General features: G+C 27.3%; 29 protein-coding genes and 1 riboswitch. Of the genes, 5 read left to right on the forward strand and 24 right to left on the reverse strand.

What is annotated here, in order from left to right; genetic code table 11:
- The first annotated feature begins 196 nt into the window (after positions 1 to 196).
- Complete coding sequence (locus tag BLP75_RS04670; RefSeq protein ID WP_092724304.1) at positions 197 to 604, forward strand: hypothetical protein; 408 nt, start codon at positions 197 to 199, stop codon at positions 602 to 604.
- A 122-nt stretch (positions 605 to 726) separates the two neighbouring features.
- Here the strand turns inward: BLP75_RS04670 and BLP75_RS04675 are convergent, their stop codons facing one another.
- The gene (locus BLP75_RS04675) at positions 727 to 2,178 is read right to left on the reverse strand and encodes a C40 family peptidase (RefSeq protein WP_092724306.1); all 1,452 of its coding nucleotides are present in this window, start codon (positions 2,176 to 2,178) and stop codon (positions 727 to 729) included.
- Between the two features lie 329 nt (positions 2,179 to 2,507).
- Between BLP75_RS04675 and BLP75_RS04680 the strand changes: the two genes are divergently transcribed.
- Positions 2,508 to 4,118 (forward strand): Na/Pi cotransporter family protein, encoded by a 1,611-nt coding sequence (locus BLP75_RS04680; protein WP_092724307.1) that lies wholly within the window; start codon positions 2,508 to 2,510, stop codon positions 4,116 to 4,118.
- A 72-nt stretch (positions 4,119 to 4,190) separates the two neighbouring features.
- Here the strand turns inward: BLP75_RS04680 and BLP75_RS04685 are convergent, their stop codons facing one another.
- Positions 4,191 to 4,466 (reverse strand): hypothetical protein, encoded by a 276-nt coding sequence (locus BLP75_RS04685; protein ID WP_092724309.1) that lies wholly within the window; start codon positions 4,464 to 4,466, stop codon positions 4,191 to 4,193.
- A 237-nt stretch (positions 4,467 to 4,703) separates the two neighbouring features.
- Here BLP75_RS04685 and BLP75_RS04690 point away from each other — a divergent pair, with 237 nt between their 5' ends.
- Positions 4,704 to 5,447: a lysophospholipid acyltransferase family protein gene (locus tag BLP75_RS04690; protein WP_092724311.1), complete on the forward strand. Its 744-nt coding sequence runs from the start codon at positions 4,704 to 4,706 to the stop codon at positions 5,445 to 5,447.
- 22 nt (positions 5,448 to 5,469) lie between these two features.
- On the opposite strand, the gene BLP75_RS04695 is transcribed toward BLP75_RS04690, so the two are convergent.
- The 21 genes from BLP75_RS04695 to recQ form a co-directional block, all read right to left on the reverse strand.
- Positions 5,470 to 5,904 (reverse strand): MOSC domain-containing protein, encoded by a 435-nt coding sequence (locus tag BLP75_RS04695; protein ID WP_092724313.1) that lies wholly within the window; start codon positions 5,902 to 5,904, stop codon positions 5,470 to 5,472.
- Positions 5,905 to 5,919: 15 nt separating this feature from the next.
- Entirely contained in the window at positions 5,920 to 6,387 is a 468-nt protein-coding gene (gene moaC / locus BLP75_RS04700; RefSeq protein ID WP_092724315.1) for a cyclic pyranopterin monophosphate synthase MoaC, read from the reverse strand.
- A gap of 1 nt (position 6,388) precedes the next feature.
- Positions 6,389 to 7,348, reverse strand: coding sequence for a GTP 3',8-cyclase MoaA (gene moaA / locus BLP75_RS04705; RefSeq protein WP_092724317.1), 960 nt, complete (start codon positions 7,346 to 7,348; stop codon positions 6,389 to 6,391).
- A 48-nt stretch (positions 7,349 to 7,396) separates the two neighbouring features.
- Positions 7,397 to 7,900, reverse strand: coding sequence for a MogA/MoaB family molybdenum cofactor biosynthesis protein (locus BLP75_RS04710; RefSeq protein ID WP_092724319.1), 504 nt, complete (start codon positions 7,898 to 7,900; stop codon positions 7,397 to 7,399).
- Positions 7,901 to 7,925: 25 nt separating this feature from the next.
- Positions 7,926 to 8,735, reverse strand: coding sequence for an XdhC family protein (locus tag BLP75_RS04715; protein WP_092724321.1), 810 nt, complete (start codon positions 8,733 to 8,735; stop codon positions 7,926 to 7,928).
- Positions 8,736 to 8,766: 31 nt separating this feature from the next.
- A complete protein-coding gene (gene yqeB / locus BLP75_RS04720; protein ID WP_092724323.1) occupies positions 8,767 to 9,585 on the reverse strand; it encodes a selenium-dependent molybdenum cofactor biosynthesis protein YqeB in 819 nt (272 codons plus the stop codon).
- 138 nt (positions 9,586 to 9,723) lie between these two features.
- Entirely contained in the window at positions 9,724 to 9,879 is a 156-nt protein-coding gene (locus BLP75_RS18095; RefSeq protein WP_170139161.1) for a hypothetical protein, read from the reverse strand.
- On the reverse strand, positions 9,869 to 10,195 hold the full coding sequence (locus BLP75_RS04725) for a YbjQ family protein (protein WP_092724325.1): 327 nt from the start codon (positions 10,193 to 10,195) through the stop codon (positions 9,869 to 9,871). The genes BLP75_RS18095 and BLP75_RS04725 overlap by 11 nt, the downstream gene beginning before the upstream one ends.
- Before the next feature lie 86 nt (positions 10,196 to 10,281).
- Positions 10,282 to 10,659, reverse strand: a complete 378-nt coding sequence (locus BLP75_RS04730) for a CoA-binding protein (RefSeq protein WP_092724327.1) — start codon at positions 10,657 to 10,659, stop codon at positions 10,282 to 10,284.
- A gap of 70 nt (positions 10,660 to 10,729) precedes the next feature.
- Entirely contained in the window at positions 10,730 to 12,097 is a 1,368-nt protein-coding gene (locus BLP75_RS04735) for a GTP pyrophosphokinase (RefSeq protein WP_092724329.1), read from the reverse strand.
- 123 nt (positions 12,098 to 12,220) lie between these two features.
- Positions 12,221 to 13,147, reverse strand: coding sequence for a peptide-methionine (S)-S-oxide reductase MsrA (msrA, locus tag BLP75_RS04740; RefSeq protein WP_092724331.1), 927 nt, complete (start codon positions 13,145 to 13,147; stop codon positions 12,221 to 12,223).
- A 159-nt stretch (positions 13,148 to 13,306) separates the two neighbouring features.
- Positions 13,307 to 13,924: a thiamine phosphate synthase gene (locus BLP75_RS04745; protein WP_092724333.1), complete on the reverse strand. Its 618-nt coding sequence runs from the start codon at positions 13,922 to 13,924 to the stop codon at positions 13,307 to 13,309.
- Positions 13,924 to 15,027, reverse strand: a complete 1,104-nt coding sequence (gene thiH, locus BLP75_RS04750; RefSeq protein WP_092724335.1) for a 2-iminoacetate synthase ThiH — start codon at positions 15,025 to 15,027, stop codon at positions 13,924 to 13,926. Before thiH ends, BLP75_RS04745 begins: the two co-directional genes overlap by 1 nt.
- Positions 15,028 to 15,056: 29 nt before the next feature.
- Positions 15,057 to 15,839 carry a thiazole synthase gene (locus tag BLP75_RS04755; RefSeq protein WP_092724337.1) on the reverse strand — a complete coding sequence of 261 codons (783 nt, stop codon included), beginning with the start codon at positions 15,837 to 15,839 and terminating at the stop codon, positions 15,057 to 15,059.
- Between the two features lie 23 nt (positions 15,840 to 15,862).
- A complete protein-coding gene (gene thiF, locus BLP75_RS04760) occupies positions 15,863 to 16,660 on the reverse strand; it encodes a sulfur carrier protein ThiS adenylyltransferase ThiF (protein ID WP_092724339.1) in 798 nt (265 codons plus the stop codon).
- Position 16,661: 1 nt separating this feature from the next.
- The gene (gene thiS / locus BLP75_RS04765) at positions 16,662 to 16,856 is read right to left on the reverse strand and encodes a sulfur carrier protein ThiS (protein WP_092724341.1); all 195 of its coding nucleotides are present in this window, start codon (positions 16,854 to 16,856) and stop codon (positions 16,662 to 16,664) included.
- Between the two features lie 228 nt (positions 16,857 to 17,084).
- A riboswitch (TPP riboswitch) is annotated at positions 17,085 to 17,194 on the reverse strand.
- Positions 17,195 to 17,448: 254 nt separating this feature from the next.
- Entirely contained in the window at positions 17,449 to 17,943 is a 495-nt protein-coding gene (locus BLP75_RS04770) for a threonine/serine exporter family protein (protein ID WP_092724342.1), read from the reverse strand.
- Between the two features lies 1 nt (position 17,944).
- Entirely contained in the window at positions 17,945 to 18,706 is a 762-nt protein-coding gene (locus BLP75_RS04775) for a threonine/serine exporter family protein (protein ID WP_092724344.1), read from the reverse strand.
- 351 nt (positions 18,707 to 19,057) lie between these two features.
- Positions 19,058 to 19,906 carry a DegV family protein gene (locus BLP75_RS04780; protein ID WP_092724346.1) on the reverse strand — a complete coding sequence of 283 codons (849 nt, stop codon included), beginning with the start codon at positions 19,904 to 19,906 and terminating at the stop codon, positions 19,058 to 19,060.
- Positions 19,907 to 20,131: 225 nt separating this feature from the next.
- The gene (locus BLP75_RS04785) at positions 20,132 to 20,359 is read right to left on the reverse strand and encodes a hypothetical protein (RefSeq protein WP_092724348.1); all 228 of its coding nucleotides are present in this window, start codon (positions 20,357 to 20,359) and stop codon (positions 20,132 to 20,134) included.
- 87 nt (positions 20,360 to 20,446) lie between these two features.
- The gene (gene recQ / locus BLP75_RS04790; protein WP_092724350.1) at positions 20,447 to 22,909 is read right to left on the reverse strand and encodes a DNA helicase RecQ; all 2,463 of its coding nucleotides are present in this window, start codon (positions 22,907 to 22,909) and stop codon (positions 20,447 to 20,449) included.
- Between the two features lie 298 nt (positions 22,910 to 23,207).
- Between recQ and BLP75_RS04795 the strand changes: the two genes are divergently transcribed.
- Positions 23,208 to 23,621: a hypothetical protein gene (locus BLP75_RS04795; RefSeq protein ID WP_092724352.1), complete on the forward strand. Its 414-nt coding sequence runs from the start codon at positions 23,208 to 23,210 to the stop codon at positions 23,619 to 23,621.
- A 25-nt stretch (positions 23,622 to 23,646) separates the two neighbouring features.
- On the opposite strand, the gene BLP75_RS04800 is transcribed toward BLP75_RS04795, so the two are convergent.
- Positions 23,647 to 25,074, reverse strand: coding sequence for an alanine/glycine:cation symporter family protein (locus BLP75_RS04800; protein ID WP_092724354.1), 1,428 nt, complete (start codon positions 25,072 to 25,074; stop codon positions 23,647 to 23,649).
- A 416-nt stretch (positions 25,075 to 25,490) separates the two neighbouring features.
- Here BLP75_RS04800 and BLP75_RS04805 point away from each other — a divergent pair, with 416 nt between their 5' ends.
- Positions 25,491 to 26,756 carry an ArsB/NhaD family transporter gene (locus tag BLP75_RS04805; RefSeq protein WP_092724356.1) on the forward strand — a complete coding sequence of 422 codons (1,266 nt, stop codon included), beginning with the start codon at positions 25,491 to 25,493 and terminating at the stop codon, positions 26,754 to 26,756.
- Positions 26,757 to 26,758 lie beyond the last annotated feature (2 nt).

Here is a 26,758-nt window from a genome sequence, read left to right on the forward strand (position 1 = left end):
GTTATTTACTTTATACGCTAAAAATCTTTTTAAATTATTAATATTAGCCTTTTTTTAGTAAGCTTTATAAACCATATTATATTTTATAAATTTTTTAAATAAATTATTAAGTTTATATATTATATTCTACAAATTGTAACTTTTTAAACATTTTTGTCATATTATTTATTAAAAATAAATTTAAAGGGGAATTTTTGTGAATGAAAATAGATTTTATCAGACTTCTATAAATATTTGTAGCACTTGTAATCATTATCCATGTTTTTGCAATTGCAAAACTATTGAAAATAATCAAAATCATAGTCATTGTGGTTTGAAATCTTGTTCTATCTATTCAGATGAAAACAATTGCAACTTAATAGACGATAGCTATAACTCAAAGATAAATAATTATAAATCTTCTAATGATAAGAATATTAAATTTCAATGTTGTAAAAAAAGAAAAAATTATTATAAATATAATAATAAATCTAATAAGTGCAAATACTGCTCTAGCGTTAAATGTTCTAATAAGTATTATTCTAATAAGAGTTGTAATAATAACCATCAAAATATAGCTTGCTTTGGCTTAGCTTCGTTATTATTATTTGCACTATTTATATAAATTAACTTTAGTGCTTAAACTAATATTTAAGAATAATTTTTTCAAAATTTTTATTCTTAAGCTGAATAGTAATATAAAAAAGTTGTCTAAAATAAAAATACTATTTTAGACAACTTTTTTCACTATATAACTCTTTTAGCACCTACATGAGCATTTTGCCAATAAGAGCTGTTTATATTAGTTATTTGAACATTAGATCCTGGTTTAGGTGAGTGTATCATTTCTCCATTACCGATGTATATCCCAACATGTGTTATATTTCCACTTCCATCTGTACTTGAGAATAATAAATCTCCAGGCTGTAAGTTAGATCTATTTACATATGTCCCAACGCTGTATTGATCTCTTGATACTCTAGGTAACTTTATTCCTACTTTTCCATATACATAATATGTTAATCCTGAACAATCAAAAGTATCAGGTCCTTCTGCTCCCCACACGTAAGGTTTTCCTATTTGAGCTTTAGCAATATCAATAATAGCCTGTGCTTTATCTTGTGGAACTGACTCACTACCATTACCGTTATTTTCAGATGATCCATTATTTGAGCTATTTCCATTGTTTGTATTATCAGATGATTCTCCATTTAGGCTTATATATGAACTACTCCCCCATCCTATTTTTCCATTTGATAATTTTACCTTATACCATCCACTTGAACTTTCTATTACATCTACAGATTCACCTTTTGATGCCTTTGTTATTACAGCGTAACTTGTACTTGGTCCACTTCTTATATTTAATGAACTTGTCGTTATTTTTCCTTTTTTACCTATTGAAGGTGTTTCTGGATTTGTTGGGTTTTCTGGATTTGTAGATCCTGAATTACCACCTACTGTTATATAAGATCCACTCCCCCATCCTACTTTTCCATTTGATAACTTAACTTTATACCATCCATTAGAGCTTTCTAATATTTCTACAGTTTCTCCTTTTGATACTTTTGTTATTATAGAGTAACTTGTACTTGGTCCGCTCCTTATATTTAACGAGCTAGTTGTTATTACTCCTTCTTTTCCTGTTGATGGTACTTCTGGATTAACAGGTCTTTCCTGGTCTATTTGCCCTGAATCACCGTCTAAACTTATATAAGATCCACTTCCCCAGCCTACTTTTCCATTTGATAACTTAACTTTATACCATCCACTTGAGTTTTCTAGTATTTCTACCTTTTCCCCTTTATATGCCTTTGTTACCACAGAGTAACTTGTACTTGGTCCACTCCTTATGTTTAATGAGCTTGTTGTTATTGTAGCCTTTTTACCTGTAGAAGGTGTTTCTGGAGCTACTGATCCTAGATTTCCATCTAAATTTATGTAAGAACTACTTCCCCATCCTATGTTTCCATTTGACAATTTTACTTTATGCCATCCATCAGAGCTTTCTAATATTTCTACTTTTTCCCCTTTATATGCTTTTGTTACTACAGAGTAACTTGTACTTGGTCCACTCCTTATGTTTAAAGCACTTACTGTTATAATACCTTGCTTTTCATTTGCAAACGAATCAGTTGATGCCATTGCAAACCCTATTGTAGTAGCACAAAGTGCTACTGCTACCTTTTTATCTACCATAAAACAATCTCCTCTTTTAAATCTTTACAATATATATTTTAAATCCTAAATATTCAAGGTTATCCTTACTACTATTATATACGTTAATTTATCTTTTGTTATATTTTTTTTACATTTATATACTTTTTTTACATTTTTGTTTATATTTATATATGGGGCTAATAAGTTTTTGTTTATTTTCTTATTAATTATCTAATTTTCTAAATAAAAGTTTACCGTTTTTATATTAGTACATGGGTTCAAATCTAACTTAAAAAAGTTTTATTTTGAATTTTATGGACAAACTAATAAAAAGAATAATTTTAATTACATTTAAGGAGGACACAAAGTTGGACATAGCAATAAGTCTTATCGGAGGTCTTGGACTTTTCCTTTATGGAATGAACCTTATGGGAGAAGGCCTTCAAAAATCCGCGGGAGATAAATTAAAAAAAATTATAGAACTTCTTACAAGTAATGTTCTTATGGGAGTTTTAGTTGGAGTCGTAGTTACTGGTATTATCCAAAGTTCTAGTGCTACTACTGTCATGGTTGTTGGTTTTGTAAATGCAGGGATAATGAGTTTACCTCAAGCAATAGGTGTTATAATGGGTGCTAATATAGGTACTACAGTAACTGCTCAGCTTGTATCTTTTAACTTAGAAGGTCTTGCTCCTGTTGCCCTTGGAATAGGTATTATCATATTTTTATTTTCATCAAAAGAAAAAAATAAGCATCTAGCTGAAATTTTAATTGGTTTTGGTATACTATTTACTGGTATGGAATTTATGAAAGATGCTGTAAAACCTTTAGCTGATTTACCTCAATTTAGAGATGCTTTATTATACTTTGGAGCTCACCCTATTTTAGGAATACTTGCTGGTTTTTTAATAACAGGTATAGTTCAAAGTTCAAGTGCTTCTATGGGTATGCTAATTGCCCTAGCTTCTGAAGGTTTGCTACCTTTAACATCCGCACTTCCTATACTTTACGGGGATAATATAGGTACATGCGTTACTTCTTTGTTATCTAGTATAGGAGCAAGTAGAAATGCTAAAAGAGCAGCTATAATGCATTTAACTTTCAATGTTATAGGAACTATCATATTTATGCTTATTTTAAATATTCCTATACAAGCTATAGTTACCAAAATGGATCCAAATGACGCAGCTAGACAAATAGCTAATGCTCATACATTATTCAATCTAATAAATGTTGTAATACTTTTACCATTCTCTAAATTTATAGTAAAAATTGCTATGCTTTTAGTTCCAGAAAAATCAACTGAGAAAGAAAACACAAGCAATACTAAATTCTTAGATGAAAGAATGCTAGAGACTCCTTCTATAGCTCTTGGTAATACAGTTAAAGAAGTACTTAGAATGGGGAACAAAGCAGCAACTGCGTTGGATTACTCTTTAAAAGGACTTATAAATAAAGATGCTCAATTAGTAAAAGATACATTTGAAACTGAAAATATAGTTAATAAACTTCAAAAAGATTTATTAAATTATCTTTTAAAATTATCGAAGTCTCCTCTAAACGACGACGAAAGAGTAAAAACAGATTTACTGTTCCATACAGTAAATGATATTGAAAGAGTTTCCGATCATGCAGAAAATATAGCAGAAATAGCTCAAAATCTTATAGATGCAGACTTAAAGTTCTCAGAAAATGCAATCGATGAAATAACAGATATATACGAAAAAGCTTTAGCTAATTTTAAAAATTCATTAATAGCATTAGATAATGGAGACTTGGATTTAGCTCGTAAGGTGTTAGATTCTGAAAAAGAAGTAAATTACTTAGAAAAATTATTTAGAAAATCTCATATGGATAGATTAAGTGAGAATGCATGTTCTCTAGATTCTGGAGTATTATATCTAGACTTACTTTCAAACTTAGAAAGAGTTTCTGATCATGCTTCTAATATATCAAAACAAGTCTTAAAAATAAAATAAACACTAAAAAGAGTATTAAATTTTTTAATACTCTTTTTTAATATAATTTATTATATTAAATATTTTAAATTATTAATCAATTATTATTTTTATAATATCTCCATTACTTCTTTCTAAACGTGCAATTTCACCATTTAAATTATAATTAAATGCATTAACTATTAATGCTAATAACTTTTCACTATCAATTATATCATCTTCATTGTTGAATATATCTAATGCATTATTTTGAATAAGTTTTTTTACAAATGTTATAGGTAATTTTATATGTACTTTATCACCCTTATGAGATAATATTCTTATTCTAAATAACTTTTCTTCAGATCCTCTATTTAATTGCTTTACCATGTTCTCCTCCTAAAATATAATTTATACAAAATATTTTTGATTTTTAATTTTTATTTTTTATTTTTGTAAATATTTTTTATACAAATTCATAATATATCTTCATATTGATTTATATTCTAATCCATATATTTTTTATGACTAAATACTAATATTTAGTACTTATTTTTTTGTAAAACTAATCATTTTATGATAAAATTATTCTTTGAAGATAATCTTATTTTTAGGAGATGAACAATATTGTTAAATTATATAAAGTTTGCAACTTATCAATTTATAGGTTTTTCTTTGGCTCTGCCCAAACTTATTAAGTTTAAAAAATCACCAGAAAAATTTTCTTCCATAGAAAAGTTCTCTTTTCTTAATAATCAAGCAAAAAAATCTCTTGATTTTATAAATATAAAATTAACAATTTTAGGAAAAGATAAAATTCCTGAAGAACCGGTTTTATTTGTTATGAATCATGCAAGTATGTTAGATAGTTTTATACTTATGGCTAGTGTTGATAGACCTGTAGGATGTTTAATAGCTGATGAACCCGTGTGGAAAAACATGCCTATAATAAAGGACTGGGCAAATATTATAAAATGTATCTATATAAATAGATCTAACAACCGAGAAGGCATAAAGAGCATATTAGAAGCATCTAAAAACATACTTTCAGGTCATAGTATGGCTGTTTTCCCAGAAGGGGATTTAACTTGGATAAAAGACCCAAATGCAATAGTATCTGACTTTAGAAATGGTGCACTTAAGATAGCCTATAAGGCAAATTGTCCTATTGTACCATTAGTTATAAAAAATTCACGAGATATATACGAAGGATTTGAGCCAATTGGTAAAATACACTCTCATCCAGTAGAAGTCGAATTTTTAGATCCTATATATGATCATATTAATAACTCTAAACTAAAGTCTGCTCATTTATCTAATGATATAAAAAATAAAATGATTGACAAAATAAAAGATTTTAGAAATAAATAAAAGTATGGTTTTTACCATACTTTTATTTTAATACTTCAATATTATCATTTATTTTAATATTACCTTCTTTTATTACCTTTACAAAAATACCTTCTCTAGGCATCACACAGTCTCCTGTAATTTTTTTTATTTCACATCCAGAGTGGCATTTCTTACCAATTTGAGTAACCTCAACTTCACATTCTCCAATTCTCAATTTAGATCCTATCGGCAGTAAATATACTTCTATTCCTTGTGTTGTTATGTTCTCCGCAAAATCTCCAAATTTCAAATGATTAAACCCTTTTTGCTTCATTTTATCAATACTTTCACTTGCCAGCATTGAAATTTGACGATGCCAATTACCAGCATGCGCATCATTCACAATTCCATGATTTAATTTTATTTCAGCTTTATCTACAGGTACTTTTATAGTCCCTTTTTTCTCACTTATATTAATTGATACTACTTTTGCCATTTTATATCTCCCTAATTAAAATTTAAAATCACCTGATTTTCCACCCTTTTTTTCTAATAAATGAATGTTTTCAATAATCATCCTTTTATCAATAGCTTTACACATATCATATATTGTAAGTGCAGCTATCGAACAGGCATTTAATGCTTCCATTTCTACACCTGTTTTCCCTAAAGATTTACATGTTGCAAATATTTTTATTTTATTGTTTTTATCATCTATTTCAAAATCTAAATCACAACCTACTAAATTAATTTGATGGCACATAGGAATATTAAGAGAAGTATTTTTAGCTCCCATAATTCCGGCTACCTGAGCTACCGATAGTACATCACCTTTTTTTACTTGACCATTTTTTATCTTTTCTATTACTTCTTTATTAATTGTTATAGTAGCTACTGCTGTAGCGGTTCTACTTGTATCCTCTTTTTCACTTATATCTACCATCTTTGCATAACCTTTTTCATTTATATGAGTTAGCATTTTAGCCTCCTATCTGATACATATTTCTATTTGTATCACTTTGCTGATTTTCATTTAAGTGATGCTTTTGTGGCTTCTCTAATATATTTTCCTTCATTATTTCCCTAAATATCAAAGGTTTATTAAGATAGGGCTTTATATCTAACTCTTCCTTAGAGTGTAAACATAATTTTATAGATCCATTTGATGTAACCCTAATTCTATTACATGTACTACAAAATGAGCAACTCATTGGTGTTATTACTCCAACTCTACCTTTTGCACCTTTATACTTATAATATTGTGCTGCACTATTTTCTTCATTATTAACCTTATACATCTCATCTATATTTTCTATCATTTCAAATATATTAAAATATCCATATTGGTATAATTTATTACCTTCTCCTAATGGCATTAATTCAATAAATCTAACATCTATTGGGTATATACTTGTCATCATTATAAAGTCTAATACTTCATCTTCATTAAAATCCTTTATAACTACACAGTTTATCTTTACTTTAAGCCCAACACTTAAACATTTATTTATGGCCTTTATTACCTCTTTTAGGTCTCCACCTCTAGTAACACTTTTATATCTATATTCTTTTAATGAATCCACACTTATATTTACGCTCTTTAGTCCATTTTTATAAAGCTCATCTGCAATATCACAAAGTCCTATTGCATTAGTGGTTATCCCTATATTATCAATTCCACATTCTTCATAAGTGTATCTTATAAGTTCAACAATATCTGGATGCAGTAAAGGTTCTCCACCTGTAAATCTAATCTTATTGATACCTAATTCAACAAGACCTTTTATAATAAACTTATAGTCATTTGTACTTAATAATTCATTTATACCCTTTTGTTTAAATTCTGCATCTGATGGCATACAATAAACACATCTTAAATTACATTTATCAGTTAATGAAATACGTGCATAATTTATATTTCTTCCAAATCTATCATTCATAACTAGCTACCCTCTTTACTTGCCTATTTTATATATAGTTATTATATACTATTTTTGACTATTCGTGGCACATTCCGTAGCTTGTCCTTTTAAAATATCTATTCCATGATCTAAAGTATCCATTACAAAACTTAAGTTTTCAATTGCCCCTTTAGGACTCCCTGGTAAATTTATTATTAAAGAATTTTTTCTAATTCCACTAACCCCTCTACTCAAAATAGCTTTTTTAGTTATTTCACTAGATTTCATTCTCATATATTCACTAATTCCTGGTATTTCTTTTTCTATAATTAATTTAGTAGCTTCTGGTGTTATATCCCTTTTAGAAAAACCTGTTCCTCCATTAGTTAATATTAAGTCTGCTATTTCATTATCACAGATTTTTATAAGCTCTTCTTGCAACATTTGACTGTCATCTTTTAATAATCTATAACTTACCACATTATATCTATTAGTTTCTTCAATATATTCTTTTATTTTAGGCCCAGTTAAGTCTTCTCTTTGACCTTCATATCCTTTATCACTAAGTGTTATTATCGCAACTGTATACATAATCAATCTCCTTTTTTAATTTCATCTATCTTTTTAGTTTTTTGTCTTTTCTATGAGATAAATCTCCTTTGTTTTTAACTAATAATAGCTCTGCTATTATGCCAAAAGCTATCTCATTCACCTCATTTGAACATATATTAAGTCCTACTGGTGCATATACTTTATTTAATTTATCTGAACTTATATTTTCTTTAGCTAAATCATCTTTTATTTTTTCCCATTTTTTATTACTTCCAATCATTCCTATATACGGAGGATCATTTTTTATAATCTCTCTTAAAGCTTCTAAGTCTTTCTCATACCCTCTAGTTGCTATTATTACATATGTATTGTCATCTATGTTTAGCTTACTTAAAATATTTTTTATATTTCCAGAATATATCTCATTTGCAAATTTAAATCTTTCTTCATTTGCGAACTCTTCTCTATCATCAACTATTATAGTATAAAAATCTAAAGTTCTAGATACATTATATAAGTTAATTCCAACATGTCCAGCTCCAACTATTAATAACTTAGGCTTCGGTTTAAATACTTTTATATATCCCGTAACACTGCCACCACACTGCATCGGTGTATCTTCTGACTTATCATTTAATAAATGTTTGAATAGACTATCATTTTCATTCTCTAAACACTCTTTGCATTTATTTATAATCTCATACTCTAATATTCCTCCACCAACAGTTCCAATTATACTTCCATCTTTAAAATATGCAAGTGTTGCTCCTGCTTTTCCGGGACTTGAACCTTTAACCTCTGTAAGCATTGCAAAAGCAACTTTATTTCCATTTTTAACTTCATTGTTTATTTTATCTAATATTTCACTGTGCATCTGCAACCTCCAACTTAAATTAATTACTTTTTTATATATTACCTGTGTTTATATACTTTACTACAGTTTCTAATACACTACCTGCTATACATCTTGCTTTATCTGATATTGTATAACAATTTTTTACTTCATCCATTCTTGGATCTATATCTAAAATTTTAAGCCTACTTACTATATTAGACTTATTTCTTATAATTCCTCTTAATACTCCTGAAATACTAGCTTTTACTTCATGAACTTTCTGATTTTCATCTACTATTTGCGCAAGAATTTGACCTTTTTCTACTTTCTGCCCAATTTCTGCTATAGTATTAATTATTCCACTCGCACTTGAATAGCCTACTCTCTCTTTTCCAACTCCATTTATATTACCTGGTGTTCCTGTATTTTTTAATGCATATCCTTCTTTTATTATTTTGCCTAAATTATGTCCTCTCATCGTTTCAATAACTATATCCACATCTTTCCCTGCAAAAAATCCTGGCCCTAGTCCTATTGTTAAAGGAGCCATATTTTTATTAGTCCCTAGATTCTTTTTTGCTAGTATTGCATCTATAACTATTTTGGGCTTTATTTGCTTTATATAATCTCCATTTGGATCTACAATTAAAGCTACTTTCTTTTCATTCAATACAGAATATATGTCATCCAAATTTTCACATAACTTACAACTAACATTATCTATTTTAACTTCATTTTCATATATAGCTTCGCAAAATGAAACTTTTCTTCTTATAGCTAAAGGTTTTTCAACTTCTAATGCCACTACATCAAATCCACAATTACTTAATTTATGTATAACTCCACTAGCTAAGTCACCCGCTCCTCTTACTACTATTATATTTTTCATCACTACCTCCAAACTTTACAATACTTTTTTTAATATATATTAGTATTATACGATACATTTATTTATTTTTATATAAAATAATTCGTAAATTATTAAAAAACAGTGTATCTAGTATTTTTTCTAGATACACTGTTTTCATTAGTAATTTTTATATTTATCCCAATCTTCTTTTTTCTTTTCTTTTTTTCTTTCGATTATTTTAACTACAAGAAGCACTACACTTCCTAGAGCTAATAGCGCTGGAACTAATACTCCTAATATAATAGCTATAATTAACCCTGCACTAATTTTCATCACCTTCTACAACTACAGCAGTACCATAAGCAAGCATTTCAGCTGCACCTTGCATAACCGCAGCTGATGTTAGCCTAAATCCTATTATTGCATTTGCTCCTTGACTTTGTGCATCTTCAACCATTCTATTTATAGCTATTTTTCTAGCTTCTGTCATCATTTCATCATATCCTGTTAGTTCTCCACCAACTAATTGTTTAAAGCCAGCTCCAATATCTTTTCCTATATGTTTAGCTCTTATAGTACTACCTTTTGCTAAACCTAAAACTTTAGTGATTTTTTTCCCTGGTACATTATCTATTGTTAATATTAACATCTCTATCCTCCTTAAATACTATTTAACTAAATTATAACATATATTATTTTTATACTTACCATATTATATATTAATTAAATCAAATATTAATATATATTAAATTCCTTGAATAAGCTTATTCCATATATTACATTAATATTTAAACTTTTTGCTTTTTTTATTATTGAATCATTGTAACTATCTTTTTCAAACCAAATATTATTTATATCTAAAAGCTCCATTTCTTCTAATATAACATACGTTTCTATAGTTTCATCCACTATTACAACTACATCAATATTATGAGGAACATCTTTTAAACTTTCATAAATAAATATGTTATTAGTTTGTATATTATTTTCATAGTTAATCCCAACAACATTACATTCATGATTTTTTAAAAGTTCTATTATTTTATACGATTTGCTACCTGATGAATAATCTTTTGCAACAACCGCCCATGAATCATACTTAAAAAAATTCATACCCTTTACCCCCAAATAAATACTTCATTAATATAATATGATTTAACTATATTTTTTTTGCTAAGTTTATTTATTCAAATATTTGAATTACTTTTTTCTCAAGCTCATTTTTTATTTCATCTTTACTTTGTAAATATTCTTCATAACTATTTATTTCTCGGCTTATATAAGTTACAAATTCTGTTGTTAATGAATTTATTTTTTCTAAGTTATAATCATATAAAATCTCTACACTATCTACATTTGTAAATCCATTTGCTATACTCTCATATATATCTCTTACAATAGTTTTAGATTTTGTTCCAAACTTACTTACTATTATTGATTTATTATCTTTAGATAAAACTATATCCTTTATAAATAAAACAAAATTTTCAAAGTCTTGTTTATTATTATAAGGTTCTATTTCAAATAGTATCCTGAAGAATAGATTCCATGCAAATTCTGCATTTAACTTAGACTCTATATATTTGCCCAATCTTTTACAAAATACGTCTTTAAAAATAACTTCTTCTTCAAATACTATTGGCTTTGTAAAATCAATATCCTTTTTAGCAATATGATTTAATCTCCCTAATTCTTCTATCATAAGATCTCCAAATGCATCTTGGCTTTTTTGTTTCTTATTAAATGAATAGCTAATTATAGTTTCACATGGCTTTTTAAAATCAACAACAAAACCTATACTTTCTTTCATTTTTGCTGAAAAAGTATCATAAGTTATTTTAGCTAAAAACTTTTGTAATGCTTTTGTTCTTTCATCCTCATTGCTAGTTTTTCCTGTTTGGAAGTTTTTATATAAACTTAATAATTGATTATCTATCATAGTCAAATTATTTTTAATAGATGACATCATATCTTTTAAAAAATTATCTCCTATTAAATATGTGTTATTCTTATAAATAATTTTATGTTCTATTTCACTCCAAAAAATATTTACTAGAGATTTTATCTGAAGCTCAAACTTAATTTGTTTGTCCATATAATCAATGCATCCATCTATTCTATAAATCTCAAATCCATTTTTTTGTTTCATAGGTTGCTTTTCATTAAGTTTAAGCTTTATGTCTTTATTATTTTTATTATAATAATATACTTTGTCATCTGTCTTGTTAAAATATCGTCTTAAGACTCTATATATTTTATTTTCATCTTCTATAAATCTACATTCAATTCTTATACCTATTAAATCAGATAAATTATGAATAAGATTAGTTGCTTCATTATATTTTTTTAAATATCTATTTCTTATTATTTTTTCCTGTAAACTTGTTTCTGATTTTACTCTTGCAGAAATATTTATATATTCCTGATTTTTATCTTGTAGTATATATTCAAAATTTTTTCTAAGCTCATCTGATATTAACTCTAATGTTGGAGTCATAGACTGTAGCATATCTATAGATTCGTCTATAAACTCAAATTCTTTTAAACTCATTTTATTTCTCCTGTATTTTTATTTATTACTTAGTTTATCACTGTATTATACATTAAGTAAATATGCTTCAAAAATACTTCACATACATTTCATATTCAATAAAATATAGCTTATAAAAAATTTTTATTCAAATAAGTATATATATTTGCCATAGCCAAGCTCTTTCATTTTTTCTCTAGGTATAAAATTCAATGCAGATGAGTTTATACAAAATCTAATTCCGCCTAATTCCTTAGGTCCATCATCAAATACATGACCTAAATGACTATCTCCTTCTTTACTTCTAACCTCTACCCTTTTCATCCCATTAGAATAGTCATATCTTCCAACTACACATTCATTACTAATAGATTTTGAAAAACTCGGCCATCCACAACCTGAATCAAACTTATCCTTAGATGAAAATAATACTTCTCCGCTTACAACATCTACATATATTCCTTCTTTAAAATTATCATAGTATTCATTTTCAAAAGGCCTTTCTGTCATGTTATTTTGAGTTACTTGATATTGTAAGTCAGTCAAATTCTTTTTAGCCCAATTCTTTTTTACAAAATCAAATCTCCCACTACCTTTATAGTATGCCTCATAACTTTTCCTATTTTTTTTGTAATAATTTTGGTGATATTCTTCTGCTTCATAAAATTGTTGTGCTTCAATAATCATAGTTACAATTGGCTTTGTATAAATTTCACTTTTTTCTAAATCTTCTTTAGATTTCTCAGCCATTTTCTTTTGTATTTCATCATGATAAAATATTACTGTTTTATATCTTTCTCCTCTATCATTAAATTGGCCATTTTCATCTGTTGGATCAATCTGATTCCAAAATATTTCTAAAAGTTCATCATATCCAATTATAGTTTCATCATAAACTATCTGAATTGCCTCTATGTGTCCTGTATTTCCTGAACAAACTTGTTCATATGTAGGATTTTTAGTATGACCTCCAGTATATCCAGATACAACTTTTTCCACACCTTCATATTCATTAAATGGTTTTACCATACACCAAAAGCATCCACCAGCAAAAGTTGCAAGCTTTTTCATTTTATCAACTCCTATTATAAAAACATATACTATATTTATTCCCTAAGTAAATGACAACTAACCAATATAGTTTCTAAATTTCAAATACATAATTTACTTTATAGCATATATTCAATTTTTATTTTTGAAATAAAAAAAGACGTTTATAATACGTCTTTTTTAAAATTCAAAATATTCCTTTATAGTTTTTTCTACATTAGCAGACTTCATAATCTGTGACATTATAGCTATATCATCACAATATTTCAGCGTATTTAATGAATTGTCAGGTGTTATACCCCCTAATGCTACAATTTTTGAACTACTTATTTTTTTAGCACATTTTAATATCTCTATTCCTTTAGGTGAAATACCCTTTTTACAGTCAGTTTCATATATATGAGATATTGTTATATAGTCTATATTTAAATTATTATTTTTTTTAAACTGCTCTAAATATTCTATTTCTTTTATACTATGAGTTGATATTCCTAATATTTTATTCTCTTTAAATGCATAGTTATCTTTTATACTTTTTTTAAATATCATAAATGGTAAATGAATACCATCTGCATCAACTTCTTCAAATACATCTATATTGGAATTTATAATTAAATTGTATTTTTTATTTACATTTTTAAGCCTAGATTTTATTTTATAGTATACATTTTTAAGTTGATCATTACTTAAGTCTTTTTCTCTTATTATTATATTTTCAATACCATTACAAACTGAATCATTTATTGAATCAAAGTACTTATTTTCACCGCATAAGCTCCTATTAGTTATAAGGTACATTAAAATCTCTCCCAATCTTTAAATACATGCTGATACCCTATAGAATGTAACATCGTCTTGACTTGTTCTACATTACTTTCGTCACTTATTTTAAACTGTGATGTATCTTTACCTCCTTGAGAGTGTCCACCTACATCTGTTGATACTCCAGCACTTAACTTAGTTATTCCTAGAGGAATTAAGTTTTTTCTAAGATCTAAAGATTCTCTTGTTGATAAATTTATTCCGCCGTGATTATCAAATAACCTCATACATAAAATAGCTTGTACTAAATCTGTATCATTTACCTCTTTTATACCATCATAGCACCCTTTAAATGGTCTTATTCTTGGTACTGAATATGATATTTCTACATGTGGGTATTTATTTCTTAAGTATTTCCCATGCAATAAAGTAAAAAACGTTTCCTCTCTAAAATCATTAAGACCTAATAGAGCTCCTATAGATATACTTCTCATACCTGCCTTTGCACCTCTCTCAGGGGCATCTAATCTATACTTATAATTTGACTTTGGTCCTTTTATGTGTACTTTTTTGTATATACCTTCATCGTAAACTTCTTGATATACAGTTAGAGAATCAACGCCCTTATCTACAAGATACTCATATGCTTCTTCATCCATAGGATATACCTCTATACCAATTGATGAAAACTTATACTTTAAGGTTTCTACCGCTTCTCCTATATATTTTATATCTGAATGTATATTACTTTCTCCAGTAAGTATTAATAGGTGTTTAAAGCCTTCATTTGATATAAATTCACCCTCATACTTTATTTCGTCCATTGTTAGTTTTTTTCTCTTTATACCACTTTCTAGGTTATATCCACAATATACACATTTATTAATACAATAATTAGCTATGTACATAGGTGTATATAAGCATATTGTTTTTCCAAAATATTGATTAGTTAGTTTATTAGATTTTTGTGCCATTAGCTCTAAATAATTTGTTGCTTTTTTTGAAAGTAAATTAAGTAAGTCATATTCATCTAATGAATCTTTTTGCAACGAATTTAATATATTTTCATCAGTTACATTATTCATATATCTATGTATATCCAAATTTTTATAAGACTTTAAAATATCATAAAAACTCATGTATCTCGCTCCCCCCTGAAATTTTATATTTATTCTACCGTGCTTAGTTCTGATAAAAAACCAGTTAAAGGTGATGATGAGTTTGCATAGTCAGATACTATTCCACACTTAGCAAGATATGACTCTCTTCCGCCTTCTACTGCCAATCTAAATGCTCTTGCCATTTTTATTGGATCTTTACTAGATGCAATTGCAGTATTTACTAATACTGCTGCTGCTCCCATCTCCATTGCTTCCATTGCTTGAGATGGTTTTCCAATGCCTGCATCTACAATTATAGGGATATCTAATTCTTCAATCATAATATTTATCATTTCTTTCATCTTAATACCTCTATTTGAACCTATAGGAGAACCTAAAGGCATTACAGCTGCGGCCCCAGCATCTATAAGTCTTTTACCAGCATAAAGATCTGGGCTCATATATGGAAGAACTACAAAACCTTCTTTTGCCAGAATCTCTGTCGCCTTAATCGTCTCATCATTATCTGGTAATAAATATTTTGTATCTGAAATAACTTCTATCTTTATAAAATTTCCACATCCCATTTTACGTGCAATTCTTGCTATTCTAACAGCTTCTTGATGATTTGTCGCTCCTGATGTATTTGGTAGTATTGTCATCTCATTTGGTATATGTGTTAATATATTTTCTTCTTTATTATCTAAATCCACTCTTCTAAGAGCCATGGTTATTATTTCGCTATTGCTCTCTTTTATTACCTTAGGTAGTATTTCATTTGAACCGTATTTACCTGTTCCTATAAGTAGTCTACTATTAAATTTATGTTCTCCTAAAACTAATCTATCCATATTATCCCCCTACGTTTTTATAATTAATATTTTTCAACTAATATTTTAATTACTAAGTTCGCCATATGATTTGCACATATAGCAACTCTAGGTGCCATAAGACCATCTCCAATTTTCGCTTCACTTACTAAATCTCCACAGATGTAAAAATTTTCTCTAATTTTTTTTGTATGTATCATATTTGAATCATAATATCCTGCCATTCCACATGATGCTATTAAAAATTTATCTTTCATATTTGTTAAAACATAATTGCTTATTTCTGCTTTTGATTTTGGATCGTCAAAAGCTTCTATAATAATGTCTACATTTTTAAATAAATTCATATTTTTGTTAGTAATTTTTTTATTGAATTCTCTTACATTTATAAAAGGATTTATCTTATTCAAATGGTTTTTAATAGCATCTATTTTATAAGATCCTATATCTTCTATAAAATACTGCTGCCTATTTAAATTAGATGGTTCCACAATATCATAATCAGCTACAATTAATTCCCCTACCCCAATTCTAGCTAAAGAAATTGCTATGTTTGATCCTAATCCACCTAATCCTAATATAGCAACACTTCCCTTTTTTAGCTTTTTGTGTATATTAGGAGTATGCCTTGCAGCTAATAGGTTTTCTATTTCATGTAAATCTAAATTTTCACCTTTTTTAATTAAACTAACTTTATCATTTTCTTGTAACTTGTAATTTTTATCAGCAGGATAACCATTTAATATTACAATATCACTTTCTTTTTTATACTTATCTCTAACTTCATATAAAGTTAATTCTTCATCTATTTCTGTATGAAGTTCATTTAAAAAAATTTTAATTTTAACCCCCTCCTACAAATCTTATTATTTCTATAATGTCTTCTTCTCTTAAAATATAATTTTTATATTTTTCAACCTCTATTATCTCAAAATTCACCTCAACTACCACTTGTTCTTCATTTAAATTAAAATACTCTAAAAGACTTATAATATTTTTATTTTTTTCAAATTCTATAGTCTTCCCATTTACTTTCATAATACCTCCTCTAAATCAAAAATTCGCTTCCCTAATGTCGACAACAACTTCGGCTGTTGCTTAAAATCTGATTTTTTACTTACTCTAATTTTGCTGATATAGCTATATTTAAACTACTTATCAACAATTATAGTGTAATCATAATTTCCTTATACGTAAAAAAGTGCTTATCCTATTTCTAGGAAAGCACTTTTTTAAATAATATAAAAAATGTATACTTAAAAACATTAGTATACTTAAAAGCTTCCCTTCGCAAGCATTACCTTGATCAGGTTAGTAGGGTATTAAGTTGAGGCTTTTCTCTCAGCTAGCCAATTCTAGCTCCCCTAGCTTTCTCTATTAACTTTTACAATTTGAGTATAGCATAGTGTTTTTACCATCTCAACAATCTAATATAATATTTAATCTTATTCATTGTTATTTTTTTATCTTTTAATTTTAAGTTGACTTTATCTTGCTTTAATTATATAATTAAAAGGATTTTGTATAAAACCACTGCAAAATTACTACACAGTTTAAGTTTGAAATATATATTAAATGCTTAATTTAAATTAAGCAAATCCCCATTATTTTTATAATGGGGATTTTAAATTTATTCAAAGCTTTCTTCTAATGTTTGGTTTGTGTTTTTTATCCTTTTTGGAGACTTTACCAAATTATCTAATGTCTTGTGCAAATTAAAATTTCTAAATATAGTAGATACAAAAATAACACCTAGTGCTAAAGCTCCAGCTAAAGATAATGTATTTATACCATAATCTATAGCTTTTATATAATCTCCTTTTATAAATTCATACATTGTATTATATACACCATATCCTGGAACTAAAGGTATTAAACAGCACACAGATAGTGTTGTAGCTGGAGTTTTATATACTCTAGCACAAATTTCACAATATATACTAAAACATATTGCAGCTATAAAAAATGAAGATACCTGAGAAACTTCATTTGCTAAACAAAGTTTATAAGTAAACCAGCTTAAGCCTCCTCCAAATCCAGCTGCTAAAAGCCTTCTTCCTTTTATATTAAAAATAATACCAAAGCTGATTGCAGATAGAGCTGATGCTATTGCTTCTAGTATCATATTAAATCCCCCCCATTGTTAAATATAAATGTATTACTGCTCCAGTACCTACAGCAATCGATACTGCTACTAAAAATGCCTCTGCAGCCTTAGTAAGACCGGATATTAGTTGACCTTCTATTATATCCCTTATAGAATTAGTTAGTGCAAGTCCTGGTACTAGTAACATTATACATCCAGCTATTAATTTATCAATCTCTTTAATTATTCCTATCTTTAAAAGTAATATAGAAAAAATAGCTATAACTGAACCGCATATACTATTTATAAAAAATTCATTTAATGATGACTTACTTAAACTCGTAAAAATTAATTTAGTTATAATTCCGACTAAAAAAGAAACTATAATAGCATTTATCTCTCCACCAAATAGCATTGTAAAAGCTGACGAAGCAATCCCAGATGCCACTAATATTTTTTCTGTATCATAACTATCATCAATACATATTTTTTCTAATTCTTTCTCACATTCCTCAATAGACAAATTTTCCATACTAATCTTTCTAGATAAAGAATTTATATTATGGACCCTATTTAAATTTACACCTCTTGATTTTATTCTTTTTACTATAGAATGAATTTTTCCTTCAATAAATACAGAAACCATTACTGCTGTCGGTGTTGCAAAAACATCTACATCATCAACATTAAATGCTTGACATATTCTTGATATAGTTTCTTCAACTCTATACGTTTCTCCACCGCTTTGTAGCATTGCTCTTCCTGCATTAGAGGAAAAATTGAGAACTCTATTAATATCCATAAAATCTCCCCCCTATCACCTAACGATAAACTCATTATAACATATGAAATTTACATATTTTATACATTTTTTCCCTAAATATATACATATAAAACTATAACTTTCTTTAAAAAAGCCTTTTCCACCTTATGTTTTATTATATATTGTGTATATATTTATTTTATGTTTTTTAATTTATTTTTTTAACTTTTTTATGCAAAGTTCTAATATTTATAATTTTCTAATAACACGGACAATTTTTATTTATTTATAAAAAACATTTAACTTTAAATCTTAAAATTAAATTTAATTTTATAAATTAAGTAAAATAAAAACTGCTTTATATGAATTTCATATAAAGCAGTTTTTATTTTACTTATCTACACATCCTATACCTAATACTCCTGGTCCTGAGTGAGCACAAATACAACTTCCCATACTCACTTCTAAGCAATCTATATTCTTGAATTCTTCAATTAATCGCTTCTTAAACACTTCTAAGTCTGATTTATTATCTCCACATCCAATTATAACACACTTGTTGCTAAGATCCTCACCGTGTTGATCTTTTAAAATCTCTATAATTTTACCTATTACTTGTTTTTTACCTCTAACTTGAGATATAGGCTTTACCAAACCATCATCTATACATAAGATAGGTTTTATGTTTAGCATATTGCCTATAGTAGCTTTTGCTAATGATATTCTGCCACCTTTTTGTAAATATTCTAACGTCTCAACAGTAAACAAAACAGACGAATTTTTTTTAGTATTATTTAAATGGTTTAATATCTCATCTATGCACTTTCCTTCTTGTGCTAATTTTGCTGCGGATATTACCATACATCCACATCCTAATGATAATGACAATGTATCGAATGTTACTACTACACCATCCTCAATATCATTCTTAGCCATTACTGCACTTTGATATGTTCCTGAAGCATTAGATGATCCACCTATATATAAAACTTCATAACCTTGCTTTATATGTTTTTCAAATTCTTCTTTAAACTTTATATACGTTACTTGTGACGTTTTCGGAAGCTTATCATTATCTCTAAGCATTTTATAAAATTCATCTTTATTTATATCTACGCCATCTATATATTCTTTTCCATCAAATATAACACTTAACGGAACTATTGATATATTGTACTTTTCTATATATTCTGATGGTATATCAGATAAACTATCACACACTATTTTTATATTGCTCATTATATTTTCCTCCATATATGGTAACTTTCATCCTTCGATATTATTACCTGGTACTAAAACTTTATCATATTTTTTTAATATTTTCAATATATATTCTATTTATAATAATAAATTAAATATTTTATTCAATTTGTACAATTAATTTTTTAAATCTCTATATACAAAATAAATTTATACGATAAATAAGAAATGCTAAAAAATCATATGACTTCTTAGCATTTCTTTTCACTTCTTCTTCTTCTTTCTTTTATTATAATCAGGTCTTTTTGACTTTTGTGTCTTAGGAGGCCCTTGATTTTTATAAATATTTTTCGCCCCCTTAATCGCCATTCCTAGCCCAAACATTGCTGGTAATAAAAATAACTGCATTCGTTTTAAAAATATTAAACTTGCTCCAAAAACTAGTATTCCTAAAACACTTAACCATACATTAATTCTATACCATCTATCCAACTAAACGCCCCCACATATAAGTATTTTTATTTAATTTCTACATTTATATTTTATTACCTTTATTTATATACTTAAAATTTATGTATATTATAAATATCGTTCTAAAATTATAGCTCTTATACTTTCGTATTTTATATAATCGGGCAATGCTTTTTTTATTGAGCTTATTTTATCATCTCCAAATTTATCAATTACATCTAATATAATTTTTTTTTCATCTTCAGTATAGAATTTTTTAGTGTCTATATTAAATTTAATTATATTATTTTGCTTTAAATAGTCACACACATATCCTAATACAGTTGATGTAGATATTTCAATTTCGTCGCATACATCCTTAATTGTCATACCTTGATTTAATAAATCAAGTACAATTTCATCATTTTTTCTATTATCTCCATCAAGTATTAATTTAAGCCTTTTTTTATATTCCCATTTTGGTACTATATTATTTTCTTCAATATATTCTTTTATTATATTTATAATATCTTCTCCGTACTTATCTATTTTTACTGGACCAATTCCACCTATATCTTTTAATTGTTCTTCATCTAATGGATACCTACCACTTATTTCTTTAAGAGTATTTGCACTTAATATCATATATGGTAATACGCCCTCAAGTTTAGAAACACTTAGCCTAAAACTTTTTAGCTTTTCATATAACTTTAAATCTGTGTTAACTTCAAAAAACTCATCATTTTTAATTTTAGTATCCACATCATTGCTTGCCTTTTCTTTTAATAACTCGTTCTTATTTATATTTTTTTCGTCTATATAACTTTGTATAACTTTTTCAAATTGATGACCATATCTATCATATTTAATTTCTCCAACACCAGATATACTAAGCATTTCATCCTTACTAGTTGAATATATACTGGTCATATTTTTAAGTGTCGCATCTCCAAATACCATATATGGCGCTATATTACTTTGTCTTGCTATCTCACTTCTAAGCTCTACTAATCTTTCATACAATTCATTTTCTACATATCTAGATTTTGTAACTTTAGATTCTTTAAATTCAACTTTAATTTCTTTCTTTATTACCTTCATAGACTGTTCATTTAGTCTTATAGTAGGATAGCTTCCTCTTAGTCCTAAATTTTCTACAACTTCTAAAAATCCATGCGCGACTAATGTATTTATAAATGTTTTTAAATCCTCAGTTGAATATTCCTTCATAATTCCGTATGTAGTAAGAGTATTAAATCCTTGCTCTATTACTTTTTTATTTTTAGACCCTCTAAGTACATCTATAATCATAGTTGCACCAAATCCTCTTTTCATTCTTGCTATACAAGAGATTACTTTTTGAGCATCTAATGTTTTATCTACTATTTCACCTTCATTTAAACAATTGCTACAGTTGTTACAATCATCTTTTTTCTCTTCTCCAAAATAATTTAATATACTTTTTCTATAGCATCCATTGCTATAAACTAAATCTACCATTTGTTGAAGTTTTTTGTATTGAATTTTTTTTCTTTCAGGATTTTCTATTCCTACTTCAACTAAATATTTTTGTGTATGTATATCTCCTGGAGTAAATAACAATACACATTCACTAGGATCTCCATCTCTCCCAGCTCTCCCTATCTCTTGGTAGTAATTTTCTACACTTTGAGGCATATTGTAGTGTATTACCCATCTTATATTTGGTTTGTCTATCCCCATACCAAAAGCATTTGTCGCAACAATTATTTTTATATCATCATTTATAAATTTTTCTTGATTTTCTTTTCTAGCTTCATCATTTAATCCTGCGTGGTACTTAGATACAGAATAATTTCTTTTAAGTAAACCATCATATATACTATCAACCTCTTTTCTAGTTGCTGCATATATAATCCCACTTTCAACCTTATGGTTTTCTACATAATCCAATAGATATCTATTTTTAGATGATGATTTAACTATATTAATAGATAAATTTTCTCTATCAAATCCTGTTATATAAATTGCAGGGTCCTCTAAACTTAATATATTCATAATATCATATCTTACTTCATCGCTTGCAGTTGCCGTAAATGCAGTTACTATAGGCCTTTTATATAGGCTTTTTATAAAATTAGGTATCCTTTTATAGCTTTTTCTAAAATCATGACCCCAGCTTGATATACAATGAGCTTCATCTATTGCTACTTGTGCAATATTTTTATTTCTTATTAAATTTATAAACTCCAAGTTATCAAGTCTTTCAGGTGCTACATATATTAGTTTATATTTATTATTATCTATATTATCTAATATCTGGCTATACTCGCTATTTGAAAGCGAACTGTTTATAAGTTCGGCTTCTATTCCCATAGTTTTTAATGTATCTACTTGGTCTTTCATTAATGATATTAATGGAGAAATAACTATAGTTATTCCATCTAAACAAAGTGCTGGAATCTGATAACAAATAGATTTTCCTCCACCTGTAGGCATTATTGCTAATACATCATTTTTATTAACTATAGAATTTATAATTTGTTCTTGTCCATTTCTAAAGCTTGTATATCCATAGTACTTATATAGTATCTCTAAAGGTTTTACATTCATCTATACTCTCCTTAAAATCTTTATTCTATGTAATTATAATCATGTTTATATTTTATAATTCACTGTTTGTCTATGTTATCACAGTTCATTTTTAATCTTATACTTACTAATATTCAATTTTATCATAAATTTTGCTTTTTAAAAATTTTTATCTATATTAATGAAAAAATACATTGTTTTTATTTATATGTAAACAAGTAACTATAATAATTTTTAATTTTACACATTTTATTTTTTATATTCAAATATATAATAACATCTATAAATCTATGAGCTATCGTACACATAGGAGGCTATTATGAGTTCTAAGAATATATATGGTTTAACTCAAGAAAAATATAATTTAATAAAAAAATATTCACTTACATTAAATGATGATTTGATTTGGGAGTTTCATCATGATAAATATCATACAATAAAATATTTTACTAATAAATTCGCTATAAAGCATTCTACACTAGCTCTTTTATTTAATATTCATAGATTGTGTTATGCAAAAATAAAATATTTTGAGAAAAACTTCGATAAATTTAAGCCTTATAAGTATGACTATAAAGTTGGATTTCATGAGTGCGAGCTATTTGACATGGAGTTTATACTACATAAACCTAGCAATATAATTATTGACTTAAGAAACCTTCAATCTATAAAAGATATAGATGAGTTTAAGCGATTTTGTAACTACCTAGAAACATTTGAAGGCTCTCATTAAATGAGAGCCTTCAAACATAATTATTCTATCCTATTTTTGTGTTATCTTCTTTTCCGTTCCAACATTCAACATTTTCCAAACCAGGTACTTTACTTGCATCAAATACAGGGTCTTTTATACCATTTTTCTTTTGTAATGTATAGTCTTCTAGTGCTATAAATGCATATTTACCTAATAAGGCTATTGCTATTAAGTTTATTATCGCCATAAGCCCCATAAATACATCTGCTAAATTCCATACAATTTGTACTTTAGCTACAGATCCAAATAATACCATACATACAACTAGTGCTCTAAATATATTTAATACTGTTTTGTTTAGCTTAATAAATTCCATATTTGATTGACCATAGTAATAATTACCTACTATAGAACTAAATGCAAATAAGAATATACAAACTGCTATAAATATATTTCCTATCGGACCTATATGAGCTGTTAAAGCTGCTTGAGTTAATTCTATTCCTGTTAATCCAGTTTCCATATACGTAGGGTATAAAAGAATTATAAATGCAGTACAGCTACATATAACTATAGTATCTGTAAATACACCTAAAGACTGAATTAAACCTTGTTTTACAGGATGAGATGTATCTGCTGTTGCTGCTGCATTAGGAGCTGAACCCATACCAGCTTCATTTGAGAATAAACCTCTTTTAATACCTGTTAACATCATTCCACCCATAGTACCCATTGCAACTTCTCTAATTCCAAATGCACTTTCAAATATTAGCTTAAATACTCCAGGTAATTGAGTTATATTAGTTGCTATTATAAATAGTGCAATTAATATATATAATCCTGCAAGAATTGGAACTATTACTTCAGAAACTTTTGCCACTCTATGAACGCCACCAAATATAACAAGTGCTGTTAAAACTGCTAGTATTAGACCCATCATTAGATTACTTATACCAAATGCATTACTAAATGCAGCAGAAACTGTATTAGCTTGAACTGCGTTAAATACAAATCCATAACATATTGTTATTAATATCGCAAAAGTAATTCCCATCCATCTTTTATTCAAACCTTGCTCCATGTAGTATGCAGGTCCACCTCTGTATCCATCTTTATCTTTAACTTTAAATATTTGTGCCAGAGTACTTTCAACAAAGCTTGATGCCGACCCTATAATAGCTATTAGCCACATCCAAAAAATTGCCCCTGGCCCTCCACCTACGATAGCTATAGCTATACCAGCTATATTACCAGTTCCAACTCTTGATGCTGTACTTATACAGAAAGCTTGGAAAGATGAAACTTTTCCTTCTGTTTTATTGTCCTTTGACGCTCCATCTCCTAAAAGTCTGAACATCTCTTTAAAATATCTAAATTGTACAAATTTTGTTTTAAATGTAAAATACAATCCTAATGTTATTAACATCGCTATTAATATATACGACCATAAAAAAGTATTTATACTGTCTATCATTTTTAATAATATTTCCATGTTTAACTCCTCCTCCATTTTAATTAAAATTCTAACGAAAAATTTTTATTTATTTTTTCAAATAATTGATTAATTAGTATATTGAAAATTGTATTAACTTATTTTTCATTATAAAGCTTATTTGAATCTTTTTCAATAGTAAAAATGAATAATTTTTTTTTAATATTTCATTTTTTTATTTTTCCATTCTATTTAGACATATTTAAAATCGTTATCTATCAACGTTCATTTTTTATTTCCACTATATTTTTTTTTGAAATTTTGCATAATAAGTTTATTTTTTAATCATGCTATGTTTCAATGATTTAAATTTTAATTAGTAATTTTTCTAACTTTTTCTTTTGCTTTAATTGCAAATAATACGAAAAAGTACTATTATTTACTTATTGAACAAATTAAATAGGGGGGAGATTTTAATGGGGACTAAGCAAATATTAGCTATTTTAATATTTTTACTAGTTATGATAGCTATTATTTCAGAAAAAATTAACCGCTGTGTTGCAGCTTTATGCGGTGCACTTCTTATGATTTTATTTAATATACTTCCTTTAGAAGTAAGCTTACATCATGTTGATTTTAATACAATAGGTGTGTTAATAGGTATGATGATTTTTGTTTCTGTAGTAAAAAATTCAGGACTATTTGAGTATATAGCCATATATACTGCTAAAAAAGCTAAAGGTGATCCTTGGAAAATAATGATCAGCTTCGTAGTTATAACCGCAATTTTATCTGCAGTTTTAGATAACGTTACCACTGTGCTATTAATAGGACCAATGACTATAGTCATAACTCAAATTTTAGATATTAATCCTGTTCCATTTTTAATAACTCAAATTTTGGCATCTAACATAGGTGGGACAGCAACTTTAATAGGTGATCCACCTAATATTATGATTGGTAGTGCTGCAAACCTTAGCTTTATGGATTTTGTAGTTAATTTAGGACCAATAGTTGCTGTATTATTAGTAATTTTAATAATATGTTTTAAATATATATATAAAAACAGCCTTATAGTCGATGCTGAAAACAAAGGAGCTATATTAAAGCTTGATGAGCATAAAGCTATAAAAGATAGATCACTTTTAATAAAGAGCTTGATTGTAATGTTTTTTATTTTACTAGGATTTAGCTTACATAATGTAATTCATATAGACTCTAGTATTGTTGCTCTTACTGGTGCAACTGTAATGCTTTTAATTGGTAAACAAGATATTGATGATATCTTAGCAAGTATTGAGTGGTCTACGATAATATTTTTTACAGGATTATTTGTAATTGTAGGTGGGCTTCAAGAAGTAGGTATTATAAACCAACTAGCTACATTTATAATATCTGCAACATCTGGTCATCCAGTATTTACAATGCTTATAATACTTTGGCTATCAGCTATAGTTTCTTCATTCTTAGATAACATCCCTTTTGTCGCAACATTAATACCACTTATTTTAACAATGGAAACGCAAGGAATTGATGTAATGCCTCTTTGGTGGGCAACATCTCTAGGTGCATGTTTAGGAGGTAATGGTACTTTAATAGGAGCTTCTGCTAATATAGTTTTAGCTAACGTAGGGCAAAAGCATGCTCATCCAATTACATTTAAAAATTATTTTAAAATTGGATTTCCTATCATGATTTTGACAATAATAATATCTACATTATATTTACTTATAAGATTTTAATT

This window comes from Romboutsia lituseburensis DSM 797, assembly GCF_900103615.1.
Classification (GTDB): Bacteria; Bacillota; Clostridia; order Peptostreptococcales; family Peptostreptococcaceae; genus Romboutsia_F; species Romboutsia_F lituseburensis.

What these genes read in the sequence shown, in the direction of transcription:
- BLP75_RS04675 (WP_092724306.1), bottom strand. Translation starts at nt 2,178, where the DNA reads ATGGTAGATAAAAAGGTAGCAGTAGCACTTTGTGCTACTACAATAGGG.
- BLP75_RS04685 (WP_092724309.1), bottom strand. Translation starts at nt 4,466, where the DNA reads ATGGTAAAGCAATTAAATAGAGGATCTGAAGAAAAGTTATTTAGAATA.
- BLP75_RS04695 (WP_092724313.1), bottom strand. Translation starts at nt 5,904, where the DNA reads ATGGCAAAAGTAGTATCAATTAATATAAGTGAGAAAAAAGGGACTATA.
- moaC (WP_092724315.1), bottom strand. Translation starts at nt 6,387, where the DNA reads ATGCTAACTCATATAAATGAAAAAGGTTATGCAAAGATGGTAGATATA.
- moaA (WP_092724317.1), bottom strand. Translation starts at nt 7,348, where the DNA reads ATGAATGATAGATTTGGAAGAAATATAAATTATGCACGTATTTCATTA.
- BLP75_RS04710 (WP_092724319.1), bottom strand. Translation starts at nt 7,900, where the DNA reads ATGTATACAGTTGCGATAATAACACTTAGTGATAAAGGATATGAAGGT.
- BLP75_RS04715 (WP_092724321.1), bottom strand. Translation starts at nt 8,735, where the DNA reads ATGCACAGTGAAATATTAGATAAAATAAACAATGAAGTTAAAAATGGA.
- yqeB (WP_092724323.1), bottom strand. Translation starts at nt 9,585, where the DNA reads ATGAAAAATATAATAGTAGTAAGAGGAGCGGGTGACTTAGCTAGTGGA.
- BLP75_RS18095 (WP_170139161.1), bottom strand. Translation starts at nt 9,879, where the DNA reads ATGAAAATTAGTGCAGGGTTAATTATAGCTATTATATTAGGAGTATTA.
- BLP75_RS04725 (WP_092724325.1), bottom strand. Translation starts at nt 10,195, where the DNA reads ATGTTAATATTAACAATAGATAATGTACCAGGGAAAAAAATCACTAAA.
- BLP75_RS04730 (WP_092724327.1), bottom strand. Translation starts at nt 10,659, where the DNA reads ATGAATTTTTTTAAGTATGATTCATGGGCGGTTGTTGCAAAAGATTAT.
- BLP75_RS04735 (WP_092724329.1), bottom strand. Translation starts at nt 12,097, where the DNA reads ATGAGTTTAAAAGAATTTGAGTTTATAGACGAATCTATAGATATGCTA.
- msrA (WP_092724331.1), bottom strand. Translation starts at nt 13,147, where the DNA reads ATGAAAAAGCTTGCAACTTTTGCTGGTGGATGCTTTTGGTGTATGGTA.
- BLP75_RS04745 (WP_092724333.1), bottom strand. Translation starts at nt 13,924, where the DNA reads ATGTACCTTATAACTAATAGGAGCTTATGCGGTGAAAATAAGTACTTT.
- thiH (WP_092724335.1), bottom strand. Translation starts at nt 15,027, where the DNA reads ATGAGTTTTTATGATATTTTAAAGTCTTATAAAAATTTGGATATACAT.
- BLP75_RS04755 (WP_092724337.1), bottom strand. Translation starts at nt 15,839, where the DNA reads ATGGATAGATTAGTTTTAGGAGAACATAAATTTAATAGTAGACTACTT.
- thiS (WP_092724341.1), bottom strand. Translation starts at nt 16,856, where the DNA reads ATGAAAGTAAATGGGAAGACTATAGAATTTGAAAAAAATAAAAATATT.
- BLP75_RS04770 (WP_092724342.1), bottom strand. Translation starts at nt 17,943, where the DNA reads ATGATACTAGAAGCAATAGCATCAGCTCTATCTGCAATCAGCTTTGGT.
- BLP75_RS04775 (WP_092724344.1), bottom strand. Translation starts at nt 18,706, where the DNA reads ATGGATATTAATAGAGTTCTCAATTTTTCCTCTAATGCAGGAAGAGCA.
- BLP75_RS04780 (WP_092724346.1), bottom strand. Translation starts at nt 19,906, where the DNA reads ATGAGCAATATAAAAATAGTGTGTGATAGTTTATCTGATATACCATCA.
- recQ (WP_092724350.1), bottom strand. Translation starts at nt 22,909, where the DNA reads ATGAATGTAAAACCTTTAGAGATACTATATAAGTACTATGGATATACA.
- BLP75_RS04795 (WP_092724352.1), top strand. Translation starts at nt 23,208, where the DNA reads ATGAGTTCTAAGAATATATATGGTTTAACTCAAGAAAAATATAATTTA.
- BLP75_RS04800 (WP_092724354.1), bottom strand. Translation starts at nt 25,074, where the DNA reads ATGGAAATATTATTAAAAATGATAGACAGTATAAATACTTTTTTATGG.
- BLP75_RS04805 (WP_092724356.1), top strand. Translation starts at nt 25,491, where the DNA reads ATGGGGACTAAGCAAATATTAGCTATTTTAATATTTTTACTAGTTATG.